The organism is Sphaerisporangium dianthi, assembly GCF_042654065.1.
Taxonomy (GTDB): domain Bacteria; phylum Actinomycetota; class Actinomycetes; order Streptosporangiales; family Streptosporangiaceae; genus Sphaerisporangium; species Sphaerisporangium dianthi.
Genome location: NZ_JBHSFP010000003.1, coordinates 179,626 through 203,231, shown reverse-complemented (window position 1 = coordinate 203,231; position 23,606 = coordinate 179,626). Strand labels below are relative to the sequence as shown.

At 72.6% G+C, this 23,606-nt stretch carries 21 protein-coding genes; 10 read left to right on the top strand and 11 right to left on the bottom strand.

The features are described 5' to 3' along the window. Positions 1–110 precede the first annotated feature (110 nt). From ACFO60_RS06975 to ACFO60_RS06965, 3 genes are all read right to left on the bottom strand, one after another. A complete protein-coding gene (locus ACFO60_RS06975) occupies positions 111–1,022 on the bottom strand; it encodes an ABC transporter permease (RefSeq protein WP_380838364.1) in 912 nt (303 codons plus the stop codon). Next, on the bottom strand, positions 1,015–1,941 hold the full coding sequence (locus tag ACFO60_RS06970; protein WP_380838363.1) for an ABC transporter permease: 927 nt from the start codon (positions 1,939–1,941) through the stop codon (positions 1,015–1,017). The genes ACFO60_RS06975 and ACFO60_RS06970 overlap by 8 nt, the downstream gene beginning before the upstream one ends. 94 nt (positions 1,942–2,035) lie before the next feature. Beyond that, positions 2,036–3,640 carry a peptide ABC transporter substrate-binding protein gene (locus ACFO60_RS06965; protein ID WP_380838362.1) on the bottom strand — a complete coding sequence of 535 codons (1,605 nt, stop codon included), beginning with the start codon at positions 3,638–3,640 and terminating at the stop codon, positions 2,036–2,038. Between the two features lie 129 nt (positions 3,641–3,769). Between ACFO60_RS06965 and ACFO60_RS06960 the strand changes: the two genes are divergently transcribed. Further along, positions 3,770–4,744 (top strand): helix-turn-helix transcriptional regulator, encoded by a 975-nt coding sequence (locus tag ACFO60_RS06960; RefSeq protein ID WP_380838360.1) that lies wholly within the window; start codon positions 3,770–3,772, stop codon positions 4,742–4,744. A 115-nt stretch (positions 4,745–4,859) separates the two neighbouring features. Here the strand turns inward: ACFO60_RS06960 and ACFO60_RS06955 are convergent, their stop codons facing one another. After that, positions 4,860–5,324, bottom strand: coding sequence for an ATP-binding protein (locus ACFO60_RS06955; protein WP_380838359.1), 465 nt, complete (start codon positions 5,322–5,324; stop codon positions 4,860–4,862). Between the two features lie 142 nt (positions 5,325–5,466). Next, on the bottom strand, positions 5,467–6,444 hold the full coding sequence (gene ppk2 / locus ACFO60_RS06950) for a polyphosphate kinase 2 (protein WP_380838357.1): 978 nt from the start codon (positions 6,442–6,444) through the stop codon (positions 5,467–5,469). A gap of 174 nt (positions 6,445–6,618) precedes the next feature. Here ppk2 and ACFO60_RS06945 point away from each other — a divergent pair, with 174 nt between their 5' ends. Next, positions 6,619–7,002: an STAS domain-containing protein gene (locus ACFO60_RS06945; RefSeq protein ID WP_380838356.1), complete on the top strand. Its 384-nt coding sequence runs from the start codon at positions 6,619–6,621 to the stop codon at positions 7,000–7,002. A 34-nt stretch (positions 7,003–7,036) separates the two neighbouring features. On the opposite strand, the gene ACFO60_RS06940 is transcribed toward ACFO60_RS06945, so the two are convergent. After that, positions 7,037–7,711, bottom strand: coding sequence for a phosphatase PAP2 family protein (locus tag ACFO60_RS06940; protein ID WP_380838355.1), 675 nt, complete (start codon positions 7,709–7,711; stop codon positions 7,037–7,039). Positions 7,712–8,026: 315 nt separating this feature from the next. Here ACFO60_RS06940 and ACFO60_RS06935 point away from each other — a divergent pair, with 315 nt between their 5' ends. After that, positions 8,027–10,738 (top strand): hypothetical protein, encoded by a 2,712-nt coding sequence (locus tag ACFO60_RS06935; protein ID WP_380838353.1) that lies wholly within the window; start codon positions 8,027–8,029, stop codon positions 10,736–10,738. A 108-nt stretch (positions 10,739–10,846) separates the two neighbouring features. Here the strand turns inward: ACFO60_RS06935 and ACFO60_RS06930 are convergent, their stop codons facing one another. Next, positions 10,847–12,061 carry a PucR family transcriptional regulator gene (locus ACFO60_RS06930; RefSeq protein ID WP_380838352.1) on the bottom strand — a complete coding sequence of 405 codons (1,215 nt, stop codon included), beginning with the start codon at positions 12,059–12,061 and terminating at the stop codon, positions 10,847–10,849. A gap of 186 nt (positions 12,062–12,247) precedes the next feature. Between ACFO60_RS06930 and ACFO60_RS06925 the strand changes: the two genes are divergently transcribed. From ACFO60_RS06925 to ACFO60_RS06905, 5 genes are all read left to right on the top strand, one after another. Then, positions 12,248–13,060 (top strand): ABC transporter ATP-binding protein, encoded by an 813-nt coding sequence (locus ACFO60_RS06925; protein WP_380838351.1) that lies wholly within the window; start codon positions 12,248–12,250, stop codon positions 13,058–13,060. A 67-nt stretch (positions 13,061–13,127) separates the two neighbouring features. Beyond that, positions 13,128–13,937, top strand: a complete 810-nt coding sequence (locus ACFO60_RS06920) for an ABC transporter ATP-binding protein (RefSeq protein WP_380838657.1) — start codon at positions 13,128–13,130, stop codon at positions 13,935–13,937. Next, complete coding sequence (locus ACFO60_RS06915) at positions 13,934–14,824, top strand: branched-chain amino acid ABC transporter permease (RefSeq protein ID WP_380838350.1); 891 nt, start codon at positions 13,934–13,936, stop codon at positions 14,822–14,824. The genes ACFO60_RS06920 and ACFO60_RS06915 overlap by 4 nt, the downstream gene beginning before the upstream one ends. 28 nt (positions 14,825–14,852) lie before the next feature. Beyond that, positions 14,853–15,971 (top strand): branched-chain amino acid ABC transporter permease, encoded by a 1,119-nt coding sequence (locus tag ACFO60_RS06910; protein ID WP_380838655.1) that lies wholly within the window; start codon positions 14,853–14,855, stop codon positions 15,969–15,971. Position 15,972: 1 nt separating this feature from the next. Then, positions 15,973–17,235: an ABC transporter substrate-binding protein gene (locus ACFO60_RS06905; protein WP_380838348.1), complete on the top strand. Its 1,263-nt coding sequence runs from the start codon at positions 15,973–15,975 to the stop codon at positions 17,233–17,235. Positions 17,236–17,256: 21 nt separating this feature from the next. Here the strand turns inward: ACFO60_RS06905 and ACFO60_RS06900 are convergent, their stop codons facing one another. From ACFO60_RS06900 to ACFO60_RS06890, 3 genes are all read right to left on the bottom strand, one after another. Beyond that, the gene (locus ACFO60_RS06900; protein ID WP_380838346.1) at positions 17,257–18,510 is read right to left on the bottom strand and encodes a YVTN family beta-propeller repeat protein; all 1,254 of its coding nucleotides are present in this window, start codon (positions 18,508–18,510) and stop codon (positions 17,257–17,259) included. 240 nt (positions 18,511–18,750) lie between these two features. After that, the gene (locus ACFO60_RS06895; RefSeq protein WP_380838345.1) at positions 18,751–19,602 is read right to left on the bottom strand and encodes an ABC transporter permease; all 852 of its coding nucleotides are present in this window, start codon (positions 19,600–19,602) and stop codon (positions 18,751–18,753) included. After that, positions 19,599–20,606 carry an ATP-binding cassette domain-containing protein gene (locus tag ACFO60_RS06890; protein WP_380838343.1) on the bottom strand — a complete coding sequence of 336 codons (1,008 nt, stop codon included), beginning with the start codon at positions 20,604–20,606 and terminating at the stop codon, positions 19,599–19,601. The genes ACFO60_RS06895 and ACFO60_RS06890 overlap by 4 nt, the downstream gene beginning before the upstream one ends. 153 nt (positions 20,607–20,759) lie before the next feature. Between ACFO60_RS06890 and ACFO60_RS06885 the strand changes: the two genes are divergently transcribed. Beyond that, complete coding sequence (locus tag ACFO60_RS06885) at positions 20,760–21,527, top strand: TetR/AcrR family transcriptional regulator (protein ID WP_380838341.1); 768 nt, start codon at positions 20,760–20,762, stop codon at positions 21,525–21,527. Positions 21,528–21,692: 165 nt separating this feature from the next. Then, positions 21,693–22,724 carry a medium chain dehydrogenase/reductase family protein gene (locus ACFO60_RS06880; protein WP_380838339.1) on the top strand — a complete coding sequence of 344 codons (1,032 nt, stop codon included), beginning with the start codon at positions 21,693–21,695 and terminating at the stop codon, positions 22,722–22,724. Positions 22,725–22,759: 35 nt separating this feature from the next. Here ACFO60_RS06880 and ACFO60_RS06875 read toward each other — a convergent pair whose 3' ends face one another. Continuing rightward, complete coding sequence (locus ACFO60_RS06875) at positions 22,760–23,602, bottom strand: carbohydrate ABC transporter permease (protein WP_380838338.1); 843 nt, start codon at positions 23,600–23,602, stop codon at positions 22,760–22,762. Positions 23,603–23,606 lie beyond the last annotated feature (4 nt).

The window sequence follows — 23,606 nt, the reverse complement described above, 5'->3', positions numbered from 1 at the left end:
CGGGAGGGCCGTCGAGATCGGGGGCGGCACAGGAACGGCCGGCGGGCGACGCACCGCGGCGCACAGCAGTGGGGCGGCCGGCGACGGGGATGCCGCGGAGGCCGGGTGCGTCAGCGCAGCTTGGGGTCGAGGGCGTCGCGGACGACGTCGCCGAGCATGAGGAAGCTGAGAACGGTGGCGGTCAGGAAGAGGGCCGGGAAGAGGAGCAGGTGGGGGTACTCGGCGAAGAACGACTGGGCGACGTTCAGCTGCAGGCCCCAGGACACGTCCGGGTACTGCAGGCCGACGCCGAGGTAGTCCAGGGTCGCCTCGCCGGAGATGACGTTGCCGATGTTGAGCATGGCGACCACGAACACCGGCGCGATGGAGTTCGGCAGGATGTGCTTGACCATGATGCGCACGTCACCGGCCCCGAGGGCACGGGCGGCCTGCACGTAGTCGGAGTCGCGCACGGCGATGACCTGGCCGCGCATCAGGCGGGTCATGGTGGTCCAGCCCAGCAGCACCAGCACGACGGTCATGGCCCAGATGCCGTGCCCGGGGAAGGCGACCAGGACGACGGTGGCGCCGAGCACGAAGGGGATGCCGAAGAACACGTCGGTCACCCGGGCGATGATCGCGTCCAGCGCGCCGCCGTAGTAGCCGCCGACCAGGCCGAGCAGGACGGCGATCAGCAGGGCGAAGACGGTCACCGCGATGCCGATGAGCACCGAGGCGCGGGTGCCGTGCACGATCTGGGACCAGTAGTCGCAGCCCTGCAGGTCGTAGCCGAACAGCGCCCCGCCGCCGGGGCCCTTCTTGGACATCCGCAGGTTGCAGGCGTCGTTCGGCCCGAACCGGGCGAACAGCGAGGGGAAGGCGGCCATCGCGCAGGCCAGGAGCAGGATGGCCATCGAGAGCCAGAAGACGACCCGGCCGCGCAGTTCCAGCCAGGCGTCGTACCAGAGGGAGCCGCGGACCCGTCCTTCGGAGGTCTCCGGTCCCGGGGCGGCGGCCTCCACGGACGCCTTGAGGTCAACCACGGCGAATCCTCGGGTCGAGCACGCCGTACAGGAGGTCGACGAGCAGGTTTGCCACGATGAAGATCATTACCAGCAGGGTGGTGACGCCGACGACGACCGGTCCCTCCTGGAGCTGGATGGACTGGAAGACCTGCTGGCCGATGCCCGGCAGGTTGAAGATGCCCTCGGTGACCACCGCGCCGGCCATGAGGTTGCCGAAGTCGACGCCGAGGTAGGTGACCACGGGGATCAGCGAGTTGCGCAGGGTGTGCCTGCCGATGACCCTCGATCGCCGCATCCCCTTGGCCGTGGCGGTGCGCACGTAGTCGGCGCGCAGGTTCTCCACCACGCTGGCCCGGGTCAGCCGGGCGACGTACGCCAGGCCGAACGAGCCGAGCACCATGCCGGGCAGCAGGTAGCTGACCGGCCAGCCCTCGTCGGTGCCGGCGGTCGGGAACAGGCCGAGGTCGAGGCCGAGCACGATCTGGGCGGTGTACCCGACGACGAAGACGGGGACCGCGATCACGAACGTCGTGCCGGCCAGCACCGCCGTGTCGGCCAGCTTGCCGCGCCGCAGCGCCGCCAGCACGCCGAGGCCGATGCCGACGACCAGCTCGAAGATCCAGGCGGTGACGGCGAGCTGCGCGGTCACCGCCCAGCGGTCGGTGAGCAGCTCGCTGACCTGCTGCCCGGTGAAGGTCTCCCCCAGGTCGCCGCGCAGGAACACCCCCGCCATGTACAGCCCGTACTGCACGATCAGCGGGTCGTTGAGGTGGTAGTGCTCGCGGAGCGTCGCAAGGACGCTGGCGGGCAGCGGCTTGTCCCCCGCGAGCGCCAGGATGGGGTCGCCCGGCAGGGCCCACACCATCGCGTAGATCAGGAACGTGGTCGCCACGAAGACCGGGATGGCCTGCAGCAGGCGCTGGACGGCGTACCTCACCTGCCGCCTCCCGTGGCGGCGGCCGGCCGGACGCGCGGGGACCCCGGCCGGCCGGGAGGCATGACCGGGGGCGGAGTCCCCATCGCGTGCATCCTTACTTGACCGTGATGGTGTCGAGGTTGGGGCTGTAGGCGTCGATGCGCACGTCGCCGACCTTGTTGCTGTAGCCGGCCTGGTCCTGCCAGTTCCACAGCGGGATCATCGGCATCTCGGCCAGCGCGACGTCCTCCGCCTGCTGGTAGAGCGGGATGCTCGCCTCCATGCTCGGCGCCGCGTTGGCCTTGGCGATCAGGTCGTTGAACTGCTTGTTCTCCCAGCCCATGCGGTTGCCCGCGCCCCACATCGACTCAAGGTAGTTCTGCGGGCTCGGGTAGTCCATGACCCAGTTGTTGCGGTAGGGGCCGTCCTCCTTCTTCTCGCGAAGCGTGGAGAGGTAGTCGGCGGCCGGGATCTTCTTGAACTGGATGTCGGCGATGCCGAGGTTCTGCTTGAGCTGGTTGGCGACGGCCGTCATCCACTGCTCGTAGCTGGGGTCGGCGTTGGAGAAGTAGAGGTTCAGCGTTCCGGACAACCCGCCCGCCTTGTCGAACAGCGCCTTGGCCTTGGCCGCGTCGTAGGTGCACGCCTCGCCGCAGGCGCCCTCGCGGTAGCCCGGCACCAGCGGCGCCAGCAGCGAGCCCATCGGCTTGAACGCGCCGTTGTAGACGGCGTCCACGATGCCCTGCCGGTCGATCGCCATCGAGATCGCCTTGCGCAGGTCGGCGTTCTGGAACCGCTTGTCGAAGGTCGGGAAGCCGAGGTAGTCCATGGTGCCGCTGGGCGTGGGCACGAAGCGGTCGCCGAGCAGCTTCTTGGCCTCCGGCGCGCTCGCCGGCGGGATGGTCTGCAGCAGGTCGACCTTGTTGGCCCGCAGGTCGGTGTACGCGGTGTCGCGGCTGGCGTAGATCTTGAACAGGACGGCGCCGGACTTGGCCGCGCGCGGGCCGGCGTAGCCGTCGAACTTCTTCAGCTTGATCTGCTGGTTGTGCGCCCAGTCGCCGTCCAGGGCGAAGGGGCCGTTGCCGATCGGCTTCTGGTCGTAGGCCTTCAGGTCGGCGAAGGCGGCCTTGGGCATCGGCGCGAAGCCGGTGTAGGCCAGCGTGATCGGGAACTGGCTGAACGGCGCGGTGAGGTGGACCTCCAGCGTGGCGGGGTCGACGACCTTCAGGCCGCTCAGCTTGTCGGTCCCGGGCTTCGCGCCCTCGGCCTCGGGGTTGAGCTTGTCGTAGCCTTCGATGTTGGCGAAATAGTAGTTGTTGGTCCACGCGTTGGGACCGTAGGCGGCGGCGTTCCAGGCGTCGGCGAAGCTCTCGGCGGTGACCGCCTCGCCGTTGTGGAACTTCTGGCCGGTTTTGATCTTGATGGTCCAGGTCTTCTGGTCCTGGCTCGTCACCGACTCGGCGGCGCGCATCTGCGGCCGTCCCTGGGGGTCGATCACGACGAGCGTGTCGAACAACGCCTGGAGAACGGTGATGGAATAGCTGCTGGAGGTGTTGCCGGGCGTGAGATGGTCAGGCTCGTTGAGCGCGACGGAGAACTGCTTCGGCCCCTGTCCGCCCTGGTCACCGCCCGTGTTCCCACTGGAGCCGCCGCACGCGCTCAGGCCGAGCGCCGCCGCGAGGAGGACGGCGGCACCTCGCGCCTTCTTGTGGACCGTCACTGTTCCTCTGCCTCTCCGTCGCTCCGGCGTGATGCCGGAGAGGCTAAATAGCAGGGCAGTGGACTGCATCGGATGGTTTACGTATTCCATGAAAAGATCTGGGTCGGGCAAGCTGAGCGCGGAGGACTGATGGATTCGATCACCCTGAGCGCACGCCACCTCCACGCGTTCACCGAAGTGGGGTTCCAGGTGGCGGGCGGGTCGGGGGCTCACGGCGCCATGACGGCCCTCCGGAAGATCATCCCGGTGGAGGCCTACGAGTTCGTCGCGTTCGACCCGGCGACCGGCCGCCATCGCAGCCTGGTCTCCTCGGGGTACGCCCGGGTGGACGCGGACGCCGCCGAGGAGTACGCCCGGCTCGACCCCTACCGCCGCGCCATGACCGCGCGCGTCCCGCTGACGATGGGGTCGCCGGGCACGGAGCTCTACTACCGCAGGCATCTCGAGCCGTACGGGTGGCGGTCGGGGCTGACCTCGCCGCTGTTCGTGGACGAGGGCCGCTACACCGGCCTGCTGCACGTCAGCAGCCGCGACACGCTGCCGCCCGAGACCGCCACGGTGATCAGCGCCGTCTCCGGCGCGCTGGCCCACGTCACCGACCTCACCAGATGCGTGATCGACCCGATGGGGCTGCCGCCGGGGTACCACGCGGTCGCGTTCGAGCGCGGCGGGCGGCGGCGCGCGGTCGCCGGGTGGCCCGCGTCGGAGGCCATCGGGCGCGAGCCGGCGATGGCCGAGCTGGCCAGGGACTTCATCGACTCGCGCGAGCTGTCGCGGCGGGGGCTGTGGCAGGACTGCGGCGGCCAGTGGCGCGAGGTGCGCGTCCACCGCGCGGGCGTCGGCTTCCACGGCGCCATCCAGGGCGCCGTGATCGCCGAGCGGCCGTGCGTCCTGCCCTACGACCTGACGGCGCGGGAGGTCGAGGTGCTCACCAGGGTCGCGCTGGGCGACTCCAACCCGCAGATCGCCGCGGCGCTGGTGCTCAGCGTGCGCACGGTGACCACACACCTGGAGCACATCTTCGCCAAGCTCGGCTGCGACAGCCGCACCCGCCTGACGACCAAGGTGCTGGCCGAGGGCCTGTGCCGCCTCGACCTGCCCTGAAAGGCGGGGCCGAGCGGCTCCTGCCCCGCGTGTCTTCCCCGCCCTTGCTCTGACCCCGCCCTGCCCGGCCCGCCCCGTCCTGCCTCGACCGGGCGGGTGGGGCGGGCGGGTGGCGTCAGCGGGCGATCCGCAGGGAGCCGTTGGAGCCGGCCGAGGGGTTCAGCATGTCGACGTGCATCTCGAACCAGACGTTGTTGGTCCCCGCCTCCCTGATGAACCCCCAGCGGTGGGCGAGCGCCTCCAGCAGGAGCAGGCCTCGGCCGCCGGTGTCCAGCGGCGAGGAGGGCCGCCACCCGAACGGCGGGTCCAGCGAGCCGGCGTCCTGGACGGCGATGCGCACCCATTCCGCGGAGTAGGAGACGCTGAGCGTGAACGTCCCGCCGTGCCCCGAGTCGGAGTGCACGACCGCGTTGGTGGCGATCTCGCTGGTCAGAAGTACGCAGTCGTCGTGGAGCGGGTGGTTCTTGCCGAGCGCCGAGGACACCAGCCGCCGGGCGCGGGCGACGGCGTCAGGATCCCCGGCGAGGTGCAGGACACGGTCACTGTCTGATTGCGCCCTGCCGAATCCTGATGAAGTCATGCGACCCCCCGGTAGTCATCTGCCCGCACCCTGTTAAGGACGCCCGGACCGGCCCGGGCGATGTCGCCGAAAGGTAGGAAAGCAGTCTCCATCGGGAGCGCTCCCACTCACCGGTCTGCGCCCGCGGCGCGCCCGGGCCCGGTCATCTCGTTCCCGTGCCCTCGGCGGCGGGCAGGTCCAGCGGGCCTTCCCTGTCGGACTTGTCCTCATCGACGATGTCGGCGGCGGAGCGCACGATGAGCGGGTCCGGGGCGCTGACGACCTGGTGGTCCTTGTTGCTGTACTCGAACAAATTGAGGACGTGGCGCATGGCCTCGACGCGCCCGCGCTTCTTGTCGTTGCTCTTGATGACGGTCCAGGGCGCGTCCTCGGTGTCGGTGTTGAGGAACATGTCCTCCTTGGCCCTGGTGTAGTCGCTCCACTTGTCGAGCGACTGCAGGTCCATCGGCGACAGCTTCCACTGCCGCACCGGGTCGACCTGGCGGATGACGAACCGGGTGCGCTGCTCGCGGCGGGACACCGAGAACCACAGCTTGACGAGATGGATGCCCTCGCGCACGAGCATCCGCTCCAGCAGCGGCGCCTGCAGCATGAACTCCTGGTACTCCTCGGGGCTGCAGAAGCCCATGACCCGCTCCACACCGGCGCGGTTGTACCACGACCGGTCGAACAGGACGATCTCCCCCGCGGCGGGCAGGTGGGCGACGTACCGCTGGAAGTACCACTGCGTGCGCTCGCGCTCGCTGGGCTTCTCCAGGGCCACGACGGTCGCGCCGCGCGGGTTGAGGTGCTCCATGAACCGCTTGATCGTGCCGCCCTTGCCCGCGGCGTCGCGGCCCTCGAAGAGGATCACCAGGCGGCCCCCGGCGTCCTTGATCCAATATTGCAGCTTGAGCAGCTCGATCTGCAGCAGCCGCTTGGTCTGCTCGTACTCCGAGCGCGACATCCGCTCGGTGTAGGGATAGTGCTCCCTCCAGGTGTCGACCGTACGCCCATCGGCGTACAGCAGGACCGGATCGTCGTCGTCGCTGGCGTCCACCCACAGCCCGGGAGTGCTGTCGAGAAGCTCGCTCGACTCGGTGGACTGCGGATAGAGGATGTCCGAGGGTGCCGACTCCATAACGTCAGCATTACATATGAACAGAATGTTTCCGACGCACCGGGTGGTTTCACATCTCGATCGAGGTACATAGCCCGTCTAATAGGTCCGTACGCGATGGCACGGTGCAACGATGGGGACACTGTCCATGTGATGACGCTGCCGTCTTCGACGTTCGGCAAAGGGAGCGGCCCGATGCCTTTGAAGCTGGCGATCGCCTCTCATCGCGATCCCGCCTGCACGGTGGTCGCGATGGACGGCGAACTCGACGCGACCACGCGGGGGAAGGCGGGCAAAGCGCTGGAGGACCTGCTGGCGCGAGGATGCGACCGTCTCGTCCTCGACGTGTCCGGGCTGGGGTTCTGCGACTCGGGCGGCCTCTGGCTCCTGCTCGACGTCAGCCGCAAGGCCGGGCGGTCGGGCGGATGGGTGCGTCTCGCCGGCGCGGACGGATTCCTGCGCCGCCTGCTCGCGCTGACCCACCTGGACTCGGCCTTCGCCCTCGACCCCGACGTGGCCGCCTCGCTGACGGGGGTCTCCGGCGCCGCGCCGCCCTCTCCGGGCGCCCAGGACGGCTGACGGGCGGCCGCGGACGGCGGGACGGGCCTCGGCGCTAGGACCGCGGTCCGGTGACCGCGCGCGAGACGCCCTCCCGGCCGGGCTCGCCGGCGAGGCGGCCCCGGCGCGCCGCGCTCAGCCGGAGGACGGCTCCGGCGCCCGCCGTGCTGGTGAGGATCGACGCGGCCACGTCCGTCGGATGGTGGACGCCCAGGTAAAGCCGGGCGAGCGCCTGCGCGACCACCAGCACGACGCCCGCCGCGACGACCGCCGGGAAGCAGCGGGTGCGGCGGGCGAGGTAGGCCGCGGCGATCACCAGCGACATGGTCAGGGCCACGTGGCCGCTGGGGAAGCTGTCGTGCCCGAGCTCCGGGACGAGCTGGAAGGCGACCGGCGGCCGGGGCCGGTCGATGAGCGCCTTGATGGCGGAGTTGACCGTCCACCCGGCCGTGACCAGCGAGGACGCGATCAGCGCCGTGCGGGGCCGCCGGGCCAGCAGCAGGCCGGCGGCGAGCAGCGCGATCATGGTCACCCCGGCGGGCGGGGAGAATCCGGCGTGCAGGGCGTGGGCGAGCGCCGTGAGCGGGCCGGACCGCGTGGCGCGCACCGCCGCTTCCAGGCGAAGGTCGGCGCCGGTCCACTGCGGGGTCCTGGCGGCGAGGCCGAGGACGAGCGCGACGGCGAGCAGCAGCAGGGGAAGCCCCAGGATGTCGAGCGCTCTTCTGGTCACAGGCGGTGCTTTCCGATCTCGTCCCCTCGCGCGGCCGCGCTCCGGCGCCGTTCCTCACGCGCGCCGGAGCGGGCGGCGCGACCACTCACCGCCACGCTAGGAGGAGCCCGGTCAGCGGACGCCCAACCCTCGGTCAGCGCCGCTCCCGCCCTCCCCCAGACCGCCTTTACCGCCCCGCGCCCACCGGTGCCGCCGCCTGCCCGGGGCCACCCGTCCGCCCGCGCCCGCACAAACCCTGCCCTGGGCCGGGGCGCCCACCGGGCCCGGCACGCCGGCCCCCGCTCTTTGTCGGAGGGCTCCCCTATGGTCGCGCTCATGACGAACGCCTGGGATGAGGTCCGCACGGCGATAGACGACGGTGACGCCGCCGCCGTCGCGAAGCTGGTGATCGGCTTCGACGAGGCGCGGCGCCTCGAGGTGGCCCGTGAGCTGCCCGGCCACCTGCCGGAGGCGCGCCGGGCGGGGCGGCTCAAGGAAGAGGAACGCGAGCGGGAGCGCCGGGCCCGCTGGGCGGTGCTCGTCGAGCGGGCCGAGCGGGAGGGCCGGTCGGTGTACGCCCTGGCCGAGCTGCACGACCACCCCGCCGCTGAACCGGCCGACGGCTGGATGGAGCCCATGCGCGTCGCGGGCGCGGGCACCATCGCGGGCGCCGCGGCCGTCGCCGCCTGGCTCAACAGGCGTGACTTCGAGCGGGGCTTCGAGCCCCTCGAGATCGACGACGTCCCGTTGATCCTGCGGGTCGTGGCGGCCAGGCCCGCCGCCTGGCAGCGCGACCTCGCGGTTCGGCTGGCGCAGCGGCTGCGCGGTTCGCGGCCCGTCGCCGACCGGCGGGTGCGGCTGCCTCTGGCCTTGCTGCGCGCCACCGGGGCCGAGCCGCCCGAGCACGACCCGCTGACCCTCGCCTGGGCGGCGGCCACGGCCGCCGGCGAGCTGCCCGATGACCCTCTGCTGCCCGTGATGGTGCCACGGTTGTTCTCGGCCGAGGGCGCGGGCAGGCTGCTGCGCTCCGACGAGGGGTGGGCGGAGGCCCTGACCGCGCTGGCCGCGGACGGCCGCGTCGAGCGCGAGAGGGTGCTCGCCGGCTGCCGCGGCCGGTTCCTGCGCGGGGGCCAGGCCGCCGACCAGCGGTTCTTCGTACGCCTGCACGAACTGCTCGACCCGGCGCCCGAGGAGACCGCCCCGCATCTTCGCGACTATCTGGCCTTGCTCGCCTCCGCTCCGGCGAACGTCGCCGATCTGGCGCTCAGGCAGGTCCGCCGATCAGGCCCGGTGCCGCCGGCCGAGGCGGGCGAGGCCGTCGAGGGGCTGCTGTTCCGTCCTGAGGGCAGGCTGGTGCGGGCCGGGCTCGCCTGGCTCGACCGGCTGCTGAAGGGCCCCGCCGCCGATGTGGACGCCTACGCGCCCGCGCTGGCCGCCGCGCTGGTGTGCGAGTCGGGCGAGGCCCGCGAGCGCGCGGTGAAGCTGGCCGTCAAGCACGCGGGCCGGTTCGGCCCGCTGGGCGCCGAGACGATCAGGGACGCCGTCGCGACGCTGCCCGCCCATCAGGGTGTGCGGCTTGCGGCCGTCTTCGGCGGCGAGGCGGCGTCCGAGCCCGAGCCCGTGCCTTTCGTCCCCGCGCCGCTCCCGCACGTGCCCGAGCCCGTGCCGATGCCGGCCGCACGGGCTCCCGAGGCGCTGGCACGGCTCAGGTTGCGCGAGTTCGACTGGCTGAGCTCTGAGATGTGGCTGGACGGCTTCGTCCGGCTGGCGGCACGACCGGACGGCCGGGAACGGGCCGCGCTGGCCGGCGCGCTGGCCCCGCTCGCCGCACGGTGCGATGACGACCGCTACGGGTGGCGGCCGTGGTGGCGCACCGCCGAGTGGGCCGCGGCGATGGCCAGAGAGCTGACCGACCCCGGCGCGGAGCTCAGAGCGCCTGTGGAGTGGCGGGCGACCGTCGAGGAGCGGGTTCCCGAGATGACGCACGGCCCCGCCGGGAAGATCATGCCGCTCGCCCGTTTCGCCGAGGTCTACCGGGCGCAGGTGGAGGGGCGGCTGCCGCCGTACCTGCTGGCCACGCCGACCCGCGCCAACGGCGTGCTCGACGCGGACGCGCTGGTGCAGCGGCTGGAGGGCTACGAACGTGACGGCGCCGAGGCGCTGCCGCTGGACCTGCGGCAGGCATTGCTCCGGCTCGGCCGCACCGTCCCCGCGGAGGTCGCCGCGCGGGCGGCGCGCCTGACCGGGGAGACGGGGCGCAAGGTCGCCCGGTGGCTCACCGGCCGTCCCGCCGAGCCGCGGACGGTGCTGTGCTGGGGCACCCACGAAGGGGACACCCGCATCACCTCCGAGTTCGTGTCCGGCCCCGAGTACCAGGAGGTGCTGGGCGACCTGCTGGTCTTCCGCTTCCACGACGAGTCGTGCAAGATGCTCCTCGCCGTGCTGGCCGGGCACCGGGAACTTGCCGCCGCCCGATCGGCCTACGCGCTGAAGTCGTTCTGGCCGCTGGAAAAGCCGAAGGCCGAGGATCTCCAGCTTCTGGCCACCGCCGAGGGGCCGGGAGGCCCCGGCCTGGCGCTGGTGCTGGCGCACTTCCTGCTCGCGGGCCCTTCCGGCGGGGCCGTGGGGCCGTTCCTGCGCCTGGCGGCCACCGGCGGCCTGCCGGGCGAGGAGACCGGCGTGCAGCTCGGCGACCTGCTCAAGCGCGGCGGAGACAGCCCTTCCGCCGTCATCGCCGCGCTCAAGGCTGCGGCCGAGCAGGGGGCGCACCGGCAGGTGTGGCAGGTGATGGCCGGCCTGCTGCCCGCCTGCCTGCCAGGGCCCGGCGAGCGGGCCACCAGCGCGCACACCCGGCTGATGACGTTCGCGGCCGACGTGGCCGAATGGGCGGACGCGCGGGGCGCGGTGGCGGTGGTCGCCGAGACGGCGGGCCGGCGGCGGGTCACCGAGCTGGTGCGGCAGGCCCGCCGCCTGCACCACAGGCTCACCGGCACATCCGGGGAACTCCGGGGGCAGGGGGCCGGCGAACCGGCCGCCGGCCCGTCCTGAGGCCGGCCGCGTCGGGCGGCGCGCCGGCGTCCGGTGGCGCGCCGGCGTCTGGTAGCGCGCCGGCGTCCGGTAGCGGGCCGGCGTTAGGTGACGGGCGGCGCGCCGGCGTCAGACGGCCGGGAGCAGGCGGACGGCCTCCAGGGCCAGGGCCAGCTCGACGATGTCGCGCGGGCGGGAGACCGAGCGGCCGGTGAGCTGCTCGACGCGGCGGATGCGGTTGAAGACCGTGTTGCGGTGGCAGTAGAGCAGCCCGGCGGCGCGCGCGGCCGAGCCCTCGCAGCGCAGCCAGGCCGAGAGCGTGGCGAGCAGCACCTCCCGGTCGGGCGCGTCGAGCGCGAGCAGCGCGCCGAGCACCTCCGAGGTCAGCCGGCCCGACAGCTCGGGCTGGGCGACCACCAGCGCGGCCGGCAGCCGCCGGTCCAGCCGGGCGATCTCCGGCCCGCATCCGGCGCAGGTGCGCATGGCCAGCTCGGCGAGCTTGCGCGCCGACGCCAGCTCCTCCAGCCCGTCGACGACGGGGCTGACCCCGGCCGAGCTGCACACCACCGGGGTCATGCCCTCCACCAGGGCCTCCAGCGTGCCCTCGCCGAGCGCGACGACGGCCACCTCGTACTGGGTGCGCATCCTCCAGACCAACCGCATCGCCCCGAGCGTCTCGGGATGGGCGTCGTCCCCCGCCTCCTGGGCGGCGCTCTGGCGGACCGGGAGCCTGATTGTGATGACCGCATAACGTCCGCGCTCGGGCAGGTCGAGCGCGGCGGCGGCCGAGCGCGCGACGGCGGCGTCGCCCGTGCCCTCCAGCAGGTCGTCGAGCAGGGCGTTCACCCGCTCGTTGCCGCGGCCCAGCAGTTCCTTCTCGCGCCGCCGGTAGGTCTCGGCCGCGGTCAGCGCCTGCCTGTCGATGGCGTGCCAGACGTGGGTGGCGGTGCGGACCAGCGCGCCGAGCAGCTCGGGGTGCTCGCGCTCGATCAGGTCGACGAACCCCGCCCAGGTCACCTGGGCCGACAGGCGGTACATGCGCATGAGCGAGTCCATGGGCAGCCCCTGCTCGGCGCGGCGGCGGGCCATGGTGCGGGCGAACTCCAGGTCACGGCGCTTCTCGGGCGGCTGCAGGATGGCCGAGATGCCGATGCGCAGGCCTTCCTCGGTGCTCTGCCAGTGCTCCTCCACTGAGACCAGCCTGCGGTAGGCCTCGTCCCCCTCGCGCACCCGGCCCACCAGGTCGTCGGCCAGCTCGGGCAGGCGTTCCAGCAGCCGCGCGGCGCCGATGCGCAGGACGTGCCGGATGTCGTCGTCCACGTGCTCGTTTCGCTTGACGGGCATCTTTCGTAGCGTGCCACCCGCCTCCCGTCCGGAACAAGGTTCGGTTTCGTTTCGTGACGTGCCGTTGTGCGGGCGCACAACGCTCCTCCCGCGACGGTGGGCACCGGTTGCGACTTCACCGCCGCATCTGGACGGCGGTGCGCGAGCGGCGTTCGTATGTGGCTCACCGACCCACAGGAGGAGCACATGGTGGCCACGGCGCCCCCCGCCGGCACGGGGCTGGCCGTCAGCGGACTGGCGGTGAACTACGGCGCGGTGCCCGCGCTGCGCGGAGTGTCCTTACGGGTGCCCGCGGGGTCCGTCGTCGCCGTGCTGGGCGCGAACGGCGCGGGCAAGAGCACGCTGCTCCGGGCGATCTCCGGGACGCTGCGCTTCCACCGCGGGGCGATCGGCGGCGGGAAGGTCTCGTGGTCGGGGACGCGGCTGTCCGGCCTGGCCGCCCCCGCCGTGGTGGCGCGCGGCGTGACGCAGGTCCCCGAGGGCCGCCGGGTGTTCGCTCGCATGACCGTGGAGGAGAACCTGCGCGCCGGCGGGCTCGGCGGCGGCAGACGGTCGGCGGCGGCGCGCGAGGAGGTCCTCGCCCTGTTCCCCGTGCTGGCCGAGCGCGCCCATCAGCGGGCGGGCCTGCTGTCGGGCGGCGAGCAGCAGATGCTCGCGATCGGGCGGGCCCTGATGGCGCGCCCGTCGATGCTGCTGCTGGACGAGCCGACGCTGGGCCTCGCGCCTCTGATGGCGGCCCGCATCGCCGAGACCGTCAAGGAGATCAACGCGCGCGGCACCTCGGTGCTGCTGATCGAGCAGAACGTGGCGATGGCGCTGTCGCTGGCGTCGTACGCCTACGTGCTCGAGGTCGGCGAAGTGGCGCTGGAGGGCCCGACGGCCGAACTGGCCGCCGGCGACGAGGTGCGGCGGCGCTACCTGGGCGTGGGCGACCCCGCCGCCGAGCGTCCGCTGGACGGGTCCGCCGGGCGGCGCACGCTCGGGAGGTGGCGGGCATGACCATATCATACCAACCGGACGGTATCGCGAAGGAGCGGCCATGACCGCGTCATACCAACCGGACGGTATGCCAGCGCCGCACGACGATGCCCGGGACCCCGCGCCGCTAGAGGTGCGGGCGGTGACGGTGCGCTTCGCGGGACTGACCGCCCTGTCGGAGGTGAGCTTCACCGTGGCGCCGGGCAGCGTGCACGCGGTCATCGGGCCGAACGGCGCCGGCAAGTCCACCTGCTTCAACGTGCTGTCGGGGGTGTACCGCGCCACCTCGGGCAGCGTCCGCTTCGGCGGCGCGGAGCTCACCGCGCTGCCGCCGCACCGCATCGCCGCGCTCGGGGTGGCGCGCACGTTCCAGAACATCGCCCTGTCCGCCCACCAGCCCGTGATCGACAACCTGATGCTGGGGCGGCATCGGCTGACCAGGGCCGGGTTCGTCTCCTCCGGCCTGCGCCTGCCCTCGGCACGCCGCGAATGGGCGCGGCACCGCGCGCGGGCGGCGGAGATCGCCGGCTTCGCCGGGCTGGGCGACCACCTGGACACGCCGGTCGGGCTGCTGCCCTACGGGGTGCGCAAGCGGGTGGAGCTGGCACGCGCCCTGTGCATGGAGCCCCGGCTGCTGCTGCTCGACGAGCCGGTGGCCGGGATGAACGGCGAGGAGCGGACGGAGATGGCCGCGCTGATCGGCGCGGTCCGGCGGGGCCTCGGCATCTCGGTCCTGCTGGTCGAGCACGACATGGGCATGGTGATGCGCCTGGCCGACCGGATCACCGTGCTCGACTTCGGCCGCCGCATCGCCGACGGCACCCCCGGACAGGTGCAGGACGACCCCGAGGTCGTCCGGGCCTACCTCGGCACGAGCGCCGGACAGGAGGACATGTGATCACTTTTCTGGAGCTCCTCCTCAACGGAATCTCCATCGGGGCCGTCTACGCGCTCATCGCCCTCGGCTTCGTCGTCATCTTCAAGGCCACCGAGGTGGTCAACTTCGCGCACGCCTCGCTGCTGCTGGCCGGCGGCTACCTGGTGGCCCGGCTCCAGCCGGTCACCGGGTTCTGGGCCGCGCTGCTGATCGGCGTCGCCGCGGCGGCGTCGGTGGGGGCCCTGATCGAGTTCCTCATCATCCGGCGGGCCCGCGCCGGCTCCCACACCCTGCTGGCGATCGCCACCATCGGCGTCGACATCGTGCTCACCACCGAGCTCACCCGCCAGATCGGCACCGAGATCCTGGCGCTGGGCGACCCCTGGGGCGGCTCGGTCGTCCACCTCGGGCAGGTGACGATCGCCGAGACCCGGCTGGTCGCGCTGGGCACGGCCGCGGCGCTGATCGCGCTGTTCCTGCTGGCGTTCAAGTTCACCGGCTGGGGCATCGCGATGCGGGCGACGGCCGAGGACGCCGAGACCGCCGCTCTCATGGGCATCCGCCTCGGCCGGGTCTCGCTGAGCGCGTGGGCGGTGGCCGGAGCGCTGGCGGCCGTGGCGGCGCTGTTCCTGTGCGTGTTCCCCACGCCGGGGCTCGACCGCAGCACATCGCTGGCGGCGATCAAGGCGTTCCCCGCGGCGATCCTCGGCGGGCTGGACTCCACCACCGGGGCGCTGGCCGGCGGGCTGATCGTCGGGGTCACCGAGGCGCTGATGAGCGGCTACCAGAACCAGCTCGCCTTCCTCGGGCGCGGCGTCGGGGACGTCGCGCCGTTCCTGGTCATGGTCGTCATCCTGCTGGCGCGCCCGGCGGGCCTGTTCGGCACGAGGGAGACGGCCCGTGTCTGACAGCCGCTTCCGGCCGAGCCGGGCACTGATGTGGGCCGGCGCGGCGGCGGTCGCGATCGCCGTCCCCTTCTACCTGGAGGGCTTCTGGCTGCAGGCCGGCCTGTTCGCGATGTCGGCGGCGGTCGGCGCCATCGGCATCGCCCTGCTGACGGGCTCCACCGGGCAGCTGTCGATGGGCCACGCGTTCTTCCTCGCCGTCGGCGCCTACTCCTACGTGTACTTCGCCGGCGACCCGGCCGCCGGCGGGTCGCACGGGCTCGCCGGCCTCGGGCTGCCCACCCCGCTCGCGGCGGTGCTCGCGGTGCTCACGGCGGGCGTGGCGGGCGGGCTGTTCAGCCCGATCGCCGGGCGGCTGAAGGGCGCCTACCTGGGCATCGCCACCCTCGCGCTGATCTTCCTCGGCCAGCACCTGCTGTTCAACGCCGAGCCGCTCACCGGCGGCTACAACGGGCGGGCCGTCCCGCCGATGGAGCTGTTCGGGCTCGTCTTCGCCGACTCCCCGTCCCTGGTGGTCCTCAACGTGCCGTTCGGCTCGCTGGAGCGGCTGTGGTTCCTCGGCCTGCCGCTGGTGCTGGGCGCCGCGGCGTTCGCGCGCGGCGTGCTGCGCGGCCGGCCGGGCCGGGCGATGAACACCATCCGCGACCACGAGATCGCCGCCGGGGTCATGGGCGTCCCGGTCGCCCGCTACCGCGCGGCGGTGTTCGTGCTGTCCTCCATGTACGGCGGGCTGGCCGGGGTGATGCTCGCCCTGGTGTTCCAGCGGACCGTCCCCGACTACTTCGGCGTGCTGCTGTCGCTGGACTACCTCGCCATGATCGTCATCGGCGGGCTCGGGTCGATCGGCGGGGCGGTCCTCGGCGCGCTGTTCGTCTCGTTCCTGCCCCAGCTCCTCACCCGCTACAGCGACGACCTGCCGCTCATCGCCGAACCCGGCTCCGGCGGCGTCTCCCCCGCCGAGGCCGCCCGCATCCTATACGGCGCCGCCGTGATCGCCGTGGTGCTCTTCCTGCCCGGCGGCCTGGCCGGACTGCTCACCCGGCTGCGCGCGGCGGCCGGCGCCCGGGCGGCCACGCTCACCCGCACGCCACGGGCACGGCTCACCCCGCCGCCCGCCCCCCACTCCCCCTCCCCCGACACCAGGAGCTGACATGGGCAAGTCCGGCATCGGTACCGCGGCCGCCGCACTGACGGCGCTCGCGCTCGCGGCGAGCGCGTGCGCGAGCGGCAAGGCCACGGGCGGCGAGCCCGCCACCGGCGGAGACGGGGTGAGGACCGGCCCCGGCGTGACCGCCGACACCATCTCCCTCGGCATCCTCACCGACCTGACCGGCCCCTACGCCTCCTTCGGCAAGAGCCTCACGCAGGCGCAGCAGCTGTACTTCGAGCAGACCAACGCGGCCGGCGGGGTGTGCGGGCGCAAGCTGCAGGGCATCGTCCGCGACCACGGCTACGACGTGCAGAAGGCGGTGGCCGCCTACACCGAGATAGGGCCGAAGTCCGCCGCCGTCCCGCAGTTCATCGGCTCGCCGATGGTCACGGCGCTCAAGCAGCGCATCGAGGGCGACAAGATGCTGACGCTGCCCATGGCGTGGGCCACCAGCCTGCTCGGCGGCCAGGCCATCCAGGTCACCGGCACCACCTACGACATCGACATGATCAATGGGGTTGACTACCTCGCCAAGGAGAAGGGAGTCAAGTCCGGCGACAAGATCGGGCACCTGTACTTCGAGGGCGACTACGGCGAGAGCGCGCTCAACGGGTCCAAGTACGCGGCCGGCAAGCTGGGGCTGACCGTCGTCGAGCAGAAGATCAAGGCCACCGACCAGGACATGAGCGCGCAGGTCTCGGCGTTCAAGGACGCCGGCGTCAAGGCGATCATGGTGTCGGCGGGCCCCCGGCAGGCGGCCTCCCTGGTCGGCGTGGCCGTCGCCAAGGGCATGGACATCCCGTTCGTCGGCAGCAACTCGGCCTACAGCCCGCAGCTGCTCGGCACGCCCGCCGCGCCCGCCCTGCTGAAGAGCTTCTCCGTCATGACCGCCGCGGCGCCCATGAGCGCTCCTATCCCCGCCATCCAGAAGCTGGTGTCCGACTACCAGGCCAAGTACCCCGGGCAGCCGGTCGACAGCGGCGTGGGCGCCGGCTACGGCGCCGCGATGATCGTCGGCGACGCGCTGAAGAAGGCGTGCGAGAGCAAGGATCTCAGCCGCGAGGGCATCGTGAAGGCGCACCGCTCGCAGCCCTCGTGGGAGGGCGGCTTCGGGCAGCCCATGGACTTCTCGCGCATCGACCAGCCCGCCTCCCGGGCCTCCTACGTCGTCAAACCGGACAAGACGGCGGTCGGCGGCTCGGTGATCGTCAAGGAGGCCGCCGTTTCGGACCTGGCCAAGGACTACCAGGTGCCGGTCGGCTGACCGGCACGCCACCGGCTCCGGTCAGCGGAAGACGCCGGTGTGGCCGAGTGAGTGCAGGCCCGGCTGCGGGTAGACCGCCAGCCCGTGCGGTCCGGCGTCCACCCGGATCGTGCGGGCCAGCCTGCCCTTCCTGGTGTCGAAGACGTACACGACCCCGTGGTAGCGGCCGGCCAGCCACAGCCGCCGGCCGTCGGCGGACACCCCGCCCATGTCGGGCGAGCCGCCGCCGGGGATGCGCCAGGTGTCGACCGGCCGTTGGCGGGCGAAGGACACCACCGACACCGACCCGGCGCCCCGGTTGGACACGTACAGGCGCTTCGAGTCCCGGCTGACGTACAGCCCGTGGGCGCCGGCGCCGGTCCTGACGAAGTCCCGGACCGCGAAGCTCCCGGCGTCCACCAGCCACAGGCCGCCCGCCGCCATGTCGGCGACGTAGAACGTCTCGCCGTCCGGGGACAGCTTGACGTCCTGCGGCATGTTCCCGTGGCGGGCCATGCCGTGGCGATGCGGAAGGGGCACCACCTTGCGCACCTTGCGCCCGGCCAGGTCGACCACCACCAGGTGGCCGGAGAACTCGCAGCTGGCCAGCATGGTCGCGCCGTCGGCGGTGAAGTCGGCGTGGTTGACGCCCCGGCACGGCATCTTCACCGAGTCGCGCAGCTTGAAGGTGTGCGGGTCGCGGAAGTCGAGCCGGTTGAGCCGCTCGGCCATCACCAGCGCCGAGGTGCCGTCGGGGGTGAAGTAGAGGTTGTAGGGATCCTCGACGGGGATCGGCCGCCCGGGTTTGCCGGTCGCCGGGTCGATCGGCGTGAGCGTGTCGCCGTCGTTGTTGTTGACCCACAGGGTCTTCAGGTCCCAGGAGGGGACCACGTGCTGCGGCCGGCGGCCGACGGTGAAGTGGCGCACGACCTTGTAGGTCTTCGGGTCGATGACGGTGACGGTGCCGCTCTCGCTGTTGGGCACGTACACCAGCGACGGGAAGGAGGCGACGACCGGGCTGAGCATCCCGGGCCGGTCGTTGGCGTAGACGTCCCGGACCGCGACCTTCCTGGCGCCGCCGCGCGGCGCGGACCTGGCCTCGGCGAGGGTGGACGAGGGCGCGGGGACGGCCGTGGCCGCGACGCCGGGACGCGTCCCCTCGCCGGCGCAGGCGGACATGGTCGCCGTCAGGAGGAGCGCGGACGCGGCGAGGAGCACCCGGGCGGCCACGCGCGAGGCGTCCCCCGTCAGGCCTCGTCCTCCGGGCGACGAAACCGGCAACGTGCGCCGCTGCATGATTCCCCTTCGCGGTCCGATCTCCCGGCTCCCTGCCGGCTACCGAAACGCTAGGGGCACGAAGGTCAGCGGACGATCAACGCCGGGTCAGCGGGACGTCGGCGTTCCCCGCCGACAGCCGGCCGCGGGCGGACGCGGCCGGGCGTGGCCGGCGTGGCCGGACGGTGCGCGATCGCCTGACCGCCGCCGGTCGAGCCGGCCCGCGCGGCCGGCCCGGACCGCCGGTCGGCGGGCCGCCGGTCAGCGGGCCACCGCGCCGCGGAAGCGGTGGACCGCCAGCGGGGCGAAGATCGCCGGCAGCGCCACCGACCAGGCGATGGTGGCGACGACCGGGTGCTGCAGTGGCCAGGCGGGCGCGCCTTGGGGCATCACGCCCGGGTTGCCGAACAGCGTGCGGGCCGCCGCGGCGGCGGCGCTGATCGGGTTCCACTCGGCGATGGGGCGCACCAGCGCGGGCATGCCCTCGGTCGGCACGAACGTGTTGGCCACGAAGGTCAGCGGCAGCAGCACCGCCATGACGACGCCGGTCGCGGCCTCGGGCCCGCGAGTGACCAGCCCGACATAGGTCGCCACCCAGCTCACGGCGTAAGCCACCGTGAGCAGCATGGCGAACCCGGCGACGGCCGAGCCGGCGGTGGTGTGCACCCGCCAGCCGACGATCAGCCCGCACGATGCCATGACGACCAGGCTGAGCGCGCTCTCGAACAGGTCGGACACCGTGCGGCCGAGCAGCACCGCCGACCGTGCCATGGGCAGCGACAGGAACCGGTCGTTGACACCGCGGGTCAGGTCGAGCGAGACGTTCACCGCCGTGCTGCCCGCGGTGAAGAAGATGGACTGCACGAAGATGCCGGGCACCAGGTATTCGCGGTAGTCGCCTTGGGGGATGTGGATGGCGCCCGCGAAGACGTAGGCGAACAGCAGCACCAGCATGATCGGCTGGAGGGTCACGCCGATCAGTTGCTCGGGCACCTGCCTGATGTGGCTGAGGTTGCGCCGGGTGATGGTCAGCGTGTCCGCGGCCGTCCAGCGCAGGCGCGCCCACCGATCGCGGGGGGGCGCCGGCAGGACCGGCGCGCCTGGGATGCTCATGATGCCGCTCCTTGGGAGGTGGGTTCGCCGGTGGCGGGGGCGTCCTCGGACCGCCCGGCGGGCCGCCCGGTCAGGCGGAGGAAGACGTCGTCGAGGGTGGGGCGGCGCAGGGAGATGTCGTCGATGCCGACAGACCTGGCGTCCAGCTCGCGGACCGCCTCGACCAGCGCGGCCGGCCCGCCGGTCACCGGGACGCTGATGCGCCGCAGGTGCCGCTCGACCCGCAGCCGGGCCGAGGCGAGGCGGGCAAGAGCGGCGCGGGCCGTCTCGACCTCGTCGTCCCGGCGCACGACGACGTCCACGTGTTCCCCGCCGCTGGCCGCCTTGAGCTCGGCCGGCGAACCGGTGGCGAGGACCTTGCCGGCGTCGATGACGACGATCTGGCCGGCCAGGCGGTCGGCCTCCTCCAGGTACTGCGTGGTGAGCAGCACCGTCGTCCCGGCCTCCACCAGATCGGCGATCAGCGTCCACATGCCCGCGCGGCTGCGCGGGTCGAGGCCGGTGGTCGGCTCGTCGAGGAAGAGGACGGGCGGCTCGGCCGTGAGGCTGGCCGCCAGGTCCAGGCGGCGGCGCATGCCTCCGGAGTAGGTCTTGGCCGGCCGCTCGGCCGCGCCGGTGAGGGCGAACCGGTGGAGCAGCTCGTCCGCCCGCCGCCGCGCGTCCTTGCGCGGGAGGTGGCACAGGCGGCCGATCATCTCCAGGTTGGCCCGGCCGGTGAGCAGCTCGTCGACCGCGGCGTACTGGCCGGCCAGGCCGATGCGGCAGCGCACGAGCTCGGCCTGCCGGACGGTGTCGTGGCCCGCCACCCGCGCGGCGCCTCCGTCGGGGCGGAGCAGCGTGGTGAGGATGCGTACCACGGTGGTCTTGCCCGCGCCGTTCGGCCCGAGCAGGCCGCAGATGGTGCCGGGTCTCACGGCCAGGTCGACGCCGTCGAGCGCGACCGTCTTCCCGTATCGCTTACGCAGGCCCTCCGCCTCGATCACGGGAGCCTCTGGACCTGCCATCTGCCCGCCTCCTCTCCATTCTCATAATGCGTACTAAGTACGCATTACGAGACGAGCGTACGCTTCAGGGTGCGCTGTACGCAAGCGGGATAATGGACGGCGGGGACGCTCGCCGGCACCGGCGGCCGTACCGGCTCGCGAAGGGAGAGCGGGATGGGTGAGCGGCAAGACGGCGGGGCCGCGTCGCGCGCCGGCCTGGTGTGGTCGCGCGTCGGGCCCACCGCCCCGGCCCGCCGCCCGGCGCTGACCAGGGAGCAGATCGTGTCCGCGGCCATCGAGATCGCCGACGCGGAAGGCCTCGGCGCGCTGTCCATGCGCGCCATCGCCGTGCGCCTCGGCGCCGGCACCATGTCGCTCTACCGGCACATTCCCGACAAGGAGGACCTGCTCGACCTGATGGTCGACGAGGTCTACGGCATGATCGAGCTTCCGGAGAAGCCGGCGGCCGGCTGGCGCGAGGTGCTGGCGCAGATCGCCACGCAGACCCGCGCCGTGCTGCGCGACCACCCGTGGTTCGTCGCGGCCGCCTCCTCGCGGGCGCCGCTCGGCCCGAACGCTCTGCGCCACCTCGAGTGCACCCTGGCCGCCCTGGACGGGCGGGGGCTGCGCCTGCCGGAGATGGCGCGCATGGTGGGCGCGACCACCAGCTACGTCACCGGGTTCGTGCTGCACGAACTGGCGGGAGAGGAGGCCAAGCGGCGCAACGGCCTGACCGAGGAGCAGTGGGCGGCCTCCGTCCGTCCCTACATCGCCGACGTGGTGGCCAGCGGACGCTATCCGACCTTCGGCCGCCTCATCGAGCAGGAGGACGAAGAGAGCGACCCCGACCTCGACTTCGCCTACGGGCTCGACTGTCTGCTCGACGGCTTCCTGCCACGGCTTCGCGACGCCGGGCCGGCGCCCTCGCCCAGGCCTTCCTGACCCCAAGGCCGGCCCGCCGGCCTTGCGGGCCGTTCCGGCGCGAGCGGCCGGCAATGATGGTTAGAAGGTATAACCAAAGCTATTGACACTCTCCGCGCTTCTGGGTTACAACTTATAACGAACACAAACACATATAACTCGATGCGCCACGCAGTGGAGGTCGCCATGAACGCCGAAGGACTCGTCGAGGTCGTCCTGCCGGGCAAGGTGGAGCCGGAAGGGCTGGAGATCCGACACGGAGCCGTCCCCGTCGCGGGCCCGGGCCAGGTCGTGATCCGGATGGAGGCGACCGGCGTCTCCTTCGCCGAGCAGCAGATGCGCCGCGGCCGCTACTACGACCAGCCGGCGTTCCCGTTCGTGCCCGGCTACGACCTGGTCGGCACGGTCCTCACCACCGGCGAGGGTGTCGAGCCGGGCCTGACCGGCACCCGGATGGCCGCGCTGGTCAAGGTCGGCGGCTGGGCCAGCCACGTGCTCGTCGACGCGGCGGACGTGGTGGAGGTGCCCGGCGAGATCGACGCGGCGGAGGCGGAGACCCTGGTGGTCAACGGCGTCACCGCCTGGCAGATGCTGCACCGCAAGGCGCGGGTGCGCGCGGGGCAGACCATCGTGGTGCTCGGCGCCAACGGCGGCGTCGGCTCGGTCCTGGTGCAGCTCGCCCAGGCCGCGGGCGCGAAGGTGATCGGCACGGCGTCCGCGCGCCACCACGACGCCCTGCGGGAGCGGGGCGTCGTCCCCGTCGACCACCACACCGAGGACGTCGCCGCGCGCGTCCGCGAACTCGCGCCCGGCGGGGTGGACGCCGTCTTCGACCACGTCGGCGGCCGCGGCATCACCGGCTCATGGCGCATGCTCGCGCCCGGCGGCACGCTCGTCTCCTACGGCAGCGCCTCCACCCGGGACGACGAGGGGTCCAAGCAGTGGCCCGTGCTCAAGCTGCTCGGCCGGGTGTGGCTGTGGAACGCGCTGCCCAACCGCCGCCGCGCCTTCTTCTTCAACGTCTGGGCCGGGAAGGCACTGTCCGCCGGCCGGTTCCGCGCCCGGCTGCGCGCCGACCTCACCCAGGTCTTCGCCGCCTTCCAGCGCGGGGACGTCACCGCGCAGATCGCCGCCCGGCTGCCGCTCACCCGTGCCGCCGACGCCATGCGGCTGGCCGAGTCCGGCACCGTCGCCGGCAAGGTCGTCCTGACCCCCTGACCGCCTGACCGCCTGATGGCGGCCCGGGGCCGGTCTCAGCCCTTGAAGGCGCCGTCCATGATCCCGGCCACCATGCGCCGGCCGACGAAGACGAACAGGACGATCAGCGGGAGCGTGGCGAGGAAGGAGCCGGACATGGCGAGCCCGAGGTCGATGCTGAAGTTCGTCTGCAGGGCCTTGATCGCGATCTGGACGGTGTACATCTCCGGCGACTTCAGCACCACGAACGGCCACAGGAAGTCGTTCCAGGCGTAGACGAACCCGAGCAGGCCGAGCACGAACGCGGCGGGACGCACCAGCGGGAACGCGATGCGCCAGAAGATCTGCCAGGTGGTCGCCCCGTCGATGCGGGCCGCCTGGAGGATCTCGTCGCTGATGGCGTTGGCCATGTGCTGGCGCATCCAGAAGATCCCGAACGCGTTGGCCAGGCCGGGCACGATGAGTGCCTGCAGCGTGTCCACCCAGCCCAGCGACGAGATGATCATGTACTGCGGGACGATGGCGAGCTGGGTCGGCACGGTCATGGTGAGGACGACGAGCAGGAACAGCGGGTCGCGTCCCCGGAAGCGCAGTTTGGCGAACGCGAAACCGGCCAGCGCGCACAGCAGCGCCTGGCCGACACCGATCGTCCCGGCCACGACCAGGCTGTTGACGATCGACCGGACGAACGGCACGGTCGAGAAGACCAGGCCCGCGAGGTGGAAGAAGTTGCCGCCCGGCACGATCTCGGGCGGCAGGTTCGTGGCCGCCGCGGTGTCGGTGGTGGCGACGACGAACATCCAGTAGAGGGGGAACACGCAGGCGAACACGGCCAGGCCCAGCAGAGCGTAGACCCACCATCGGAGGCGGTCGCCGGACCGCGGTGTCGTCCTACTCATGATC

Coding starts and splice junctions, on each gene's coding strand:
- ACFO60_RS06955 (WP_380838359.1), bottom strand. CDS start 5,324: ATGACTTCATCAGGATTCGGCAGGGCGCAATCAGACAGTGACCGTGTC.
- ppk2 (WP_380838357.1), bottom strand. CDS start 6,444: ATGGAGTCGGCACCCTCGGACATCCTCTATCCGCAGTCCACCGAGTCG.
- ACFO60_RS06920 (WP_380838657.1), top strand. CDS start 13,128: ATGCCAGCGCCGCACGACGATGCCCGGGACCCCGCGCCGCTAGAGGTG.
- ACFO60_RS06910 (WP_380838655.1), top strand. CDS start 14,853: ATGTGGGCCGGCGCGGCGGCGGTCGCGATCGCCGTCCCCTTCTACCTG.
- ACFO60_RS06890 (WP_380838343.1), bottom strand. CDS start 20,606: ATGGCAGGTCCAGAGGCTCCCGTGATCGAGGCGGAGGGCCTGCGTAAG.
- ACFO60_RS06905 (WP_380838348.1), top strand. CDS start 15,973: ATGGGCAAGTCCGGCATCGGTACCGCGGCCGCCGCACTGACGGCGCTC.
- ACFO60_RS06935 (WP_380838353.1), top strand. CDS start 8,027: ATGACGAACGCCTGGGATGAGGTCCGCACGGCGATAGACGACGGTGAC.
- ACFO60_RS06900 (WP_380838346.1), bottom strand. CDS start 18,510: ATGCAGCGGCGCACGTTGCCGGTTTCGTCGCCCGGAGGACGAGGCCTG.
- ACFO60_RS06930 (WP_380838352.1), bottom strand. CDS start 12,061: ATGCCCGTCAAGCGAAACGAGCACGTGGACGACGACATCCGGCACGTC.
- ACFO60_RS06960 (WP_380838360.1), top strand. CDS start 3,770: ATGGATTCGATCACCCTGAGCGCACGCCACCTCCACGCGTTCACCGAA.
- ACFO60_RS06875 (WP_380838338.1), bottom strand. CDS start 23,602: ATGAGTAGGACGACACCGCGGTCCGGCGACCGCCTCCGATGGTGGGTC.
- ACFO60_RS06885 (WP_380838341.1), top strand. CDS start 20,760: ATGGGTGAGCGGCAAGACGGCGGGGCCGCGTCGCGCGCCGGCCTGGTG.
- ACFO60_RS06925 (WP_380838351.1), top strand. CDS start 12,248: ATGGTGGCCACGGCGCCCCCCGCCGGCACGGGGCTGGCCGTCAGCGGA.
- ACFO60_RS06895 (WP_380838345.1), bottom strand. CDS start 19,602: ATGAGCATCCCAGGCGCGCCGGTCCTGCCGGCGCCCCCCCGCGATCGG.
- ACFO60_RS06945 (WP_380838356.1), top strand. CDS start 6,619: ATGCCTTTGAAGCTGGCGATCGCCTCTCATCGCGATCCCGCCTGCACG.
- ACFO60_RS06880 (WP_380838339.1), top strand. CDS start 21,693: ATGAACGCCGAAGGACTCGTCGAGGTCGTCCTGCCGGGCAAGGTGGAG.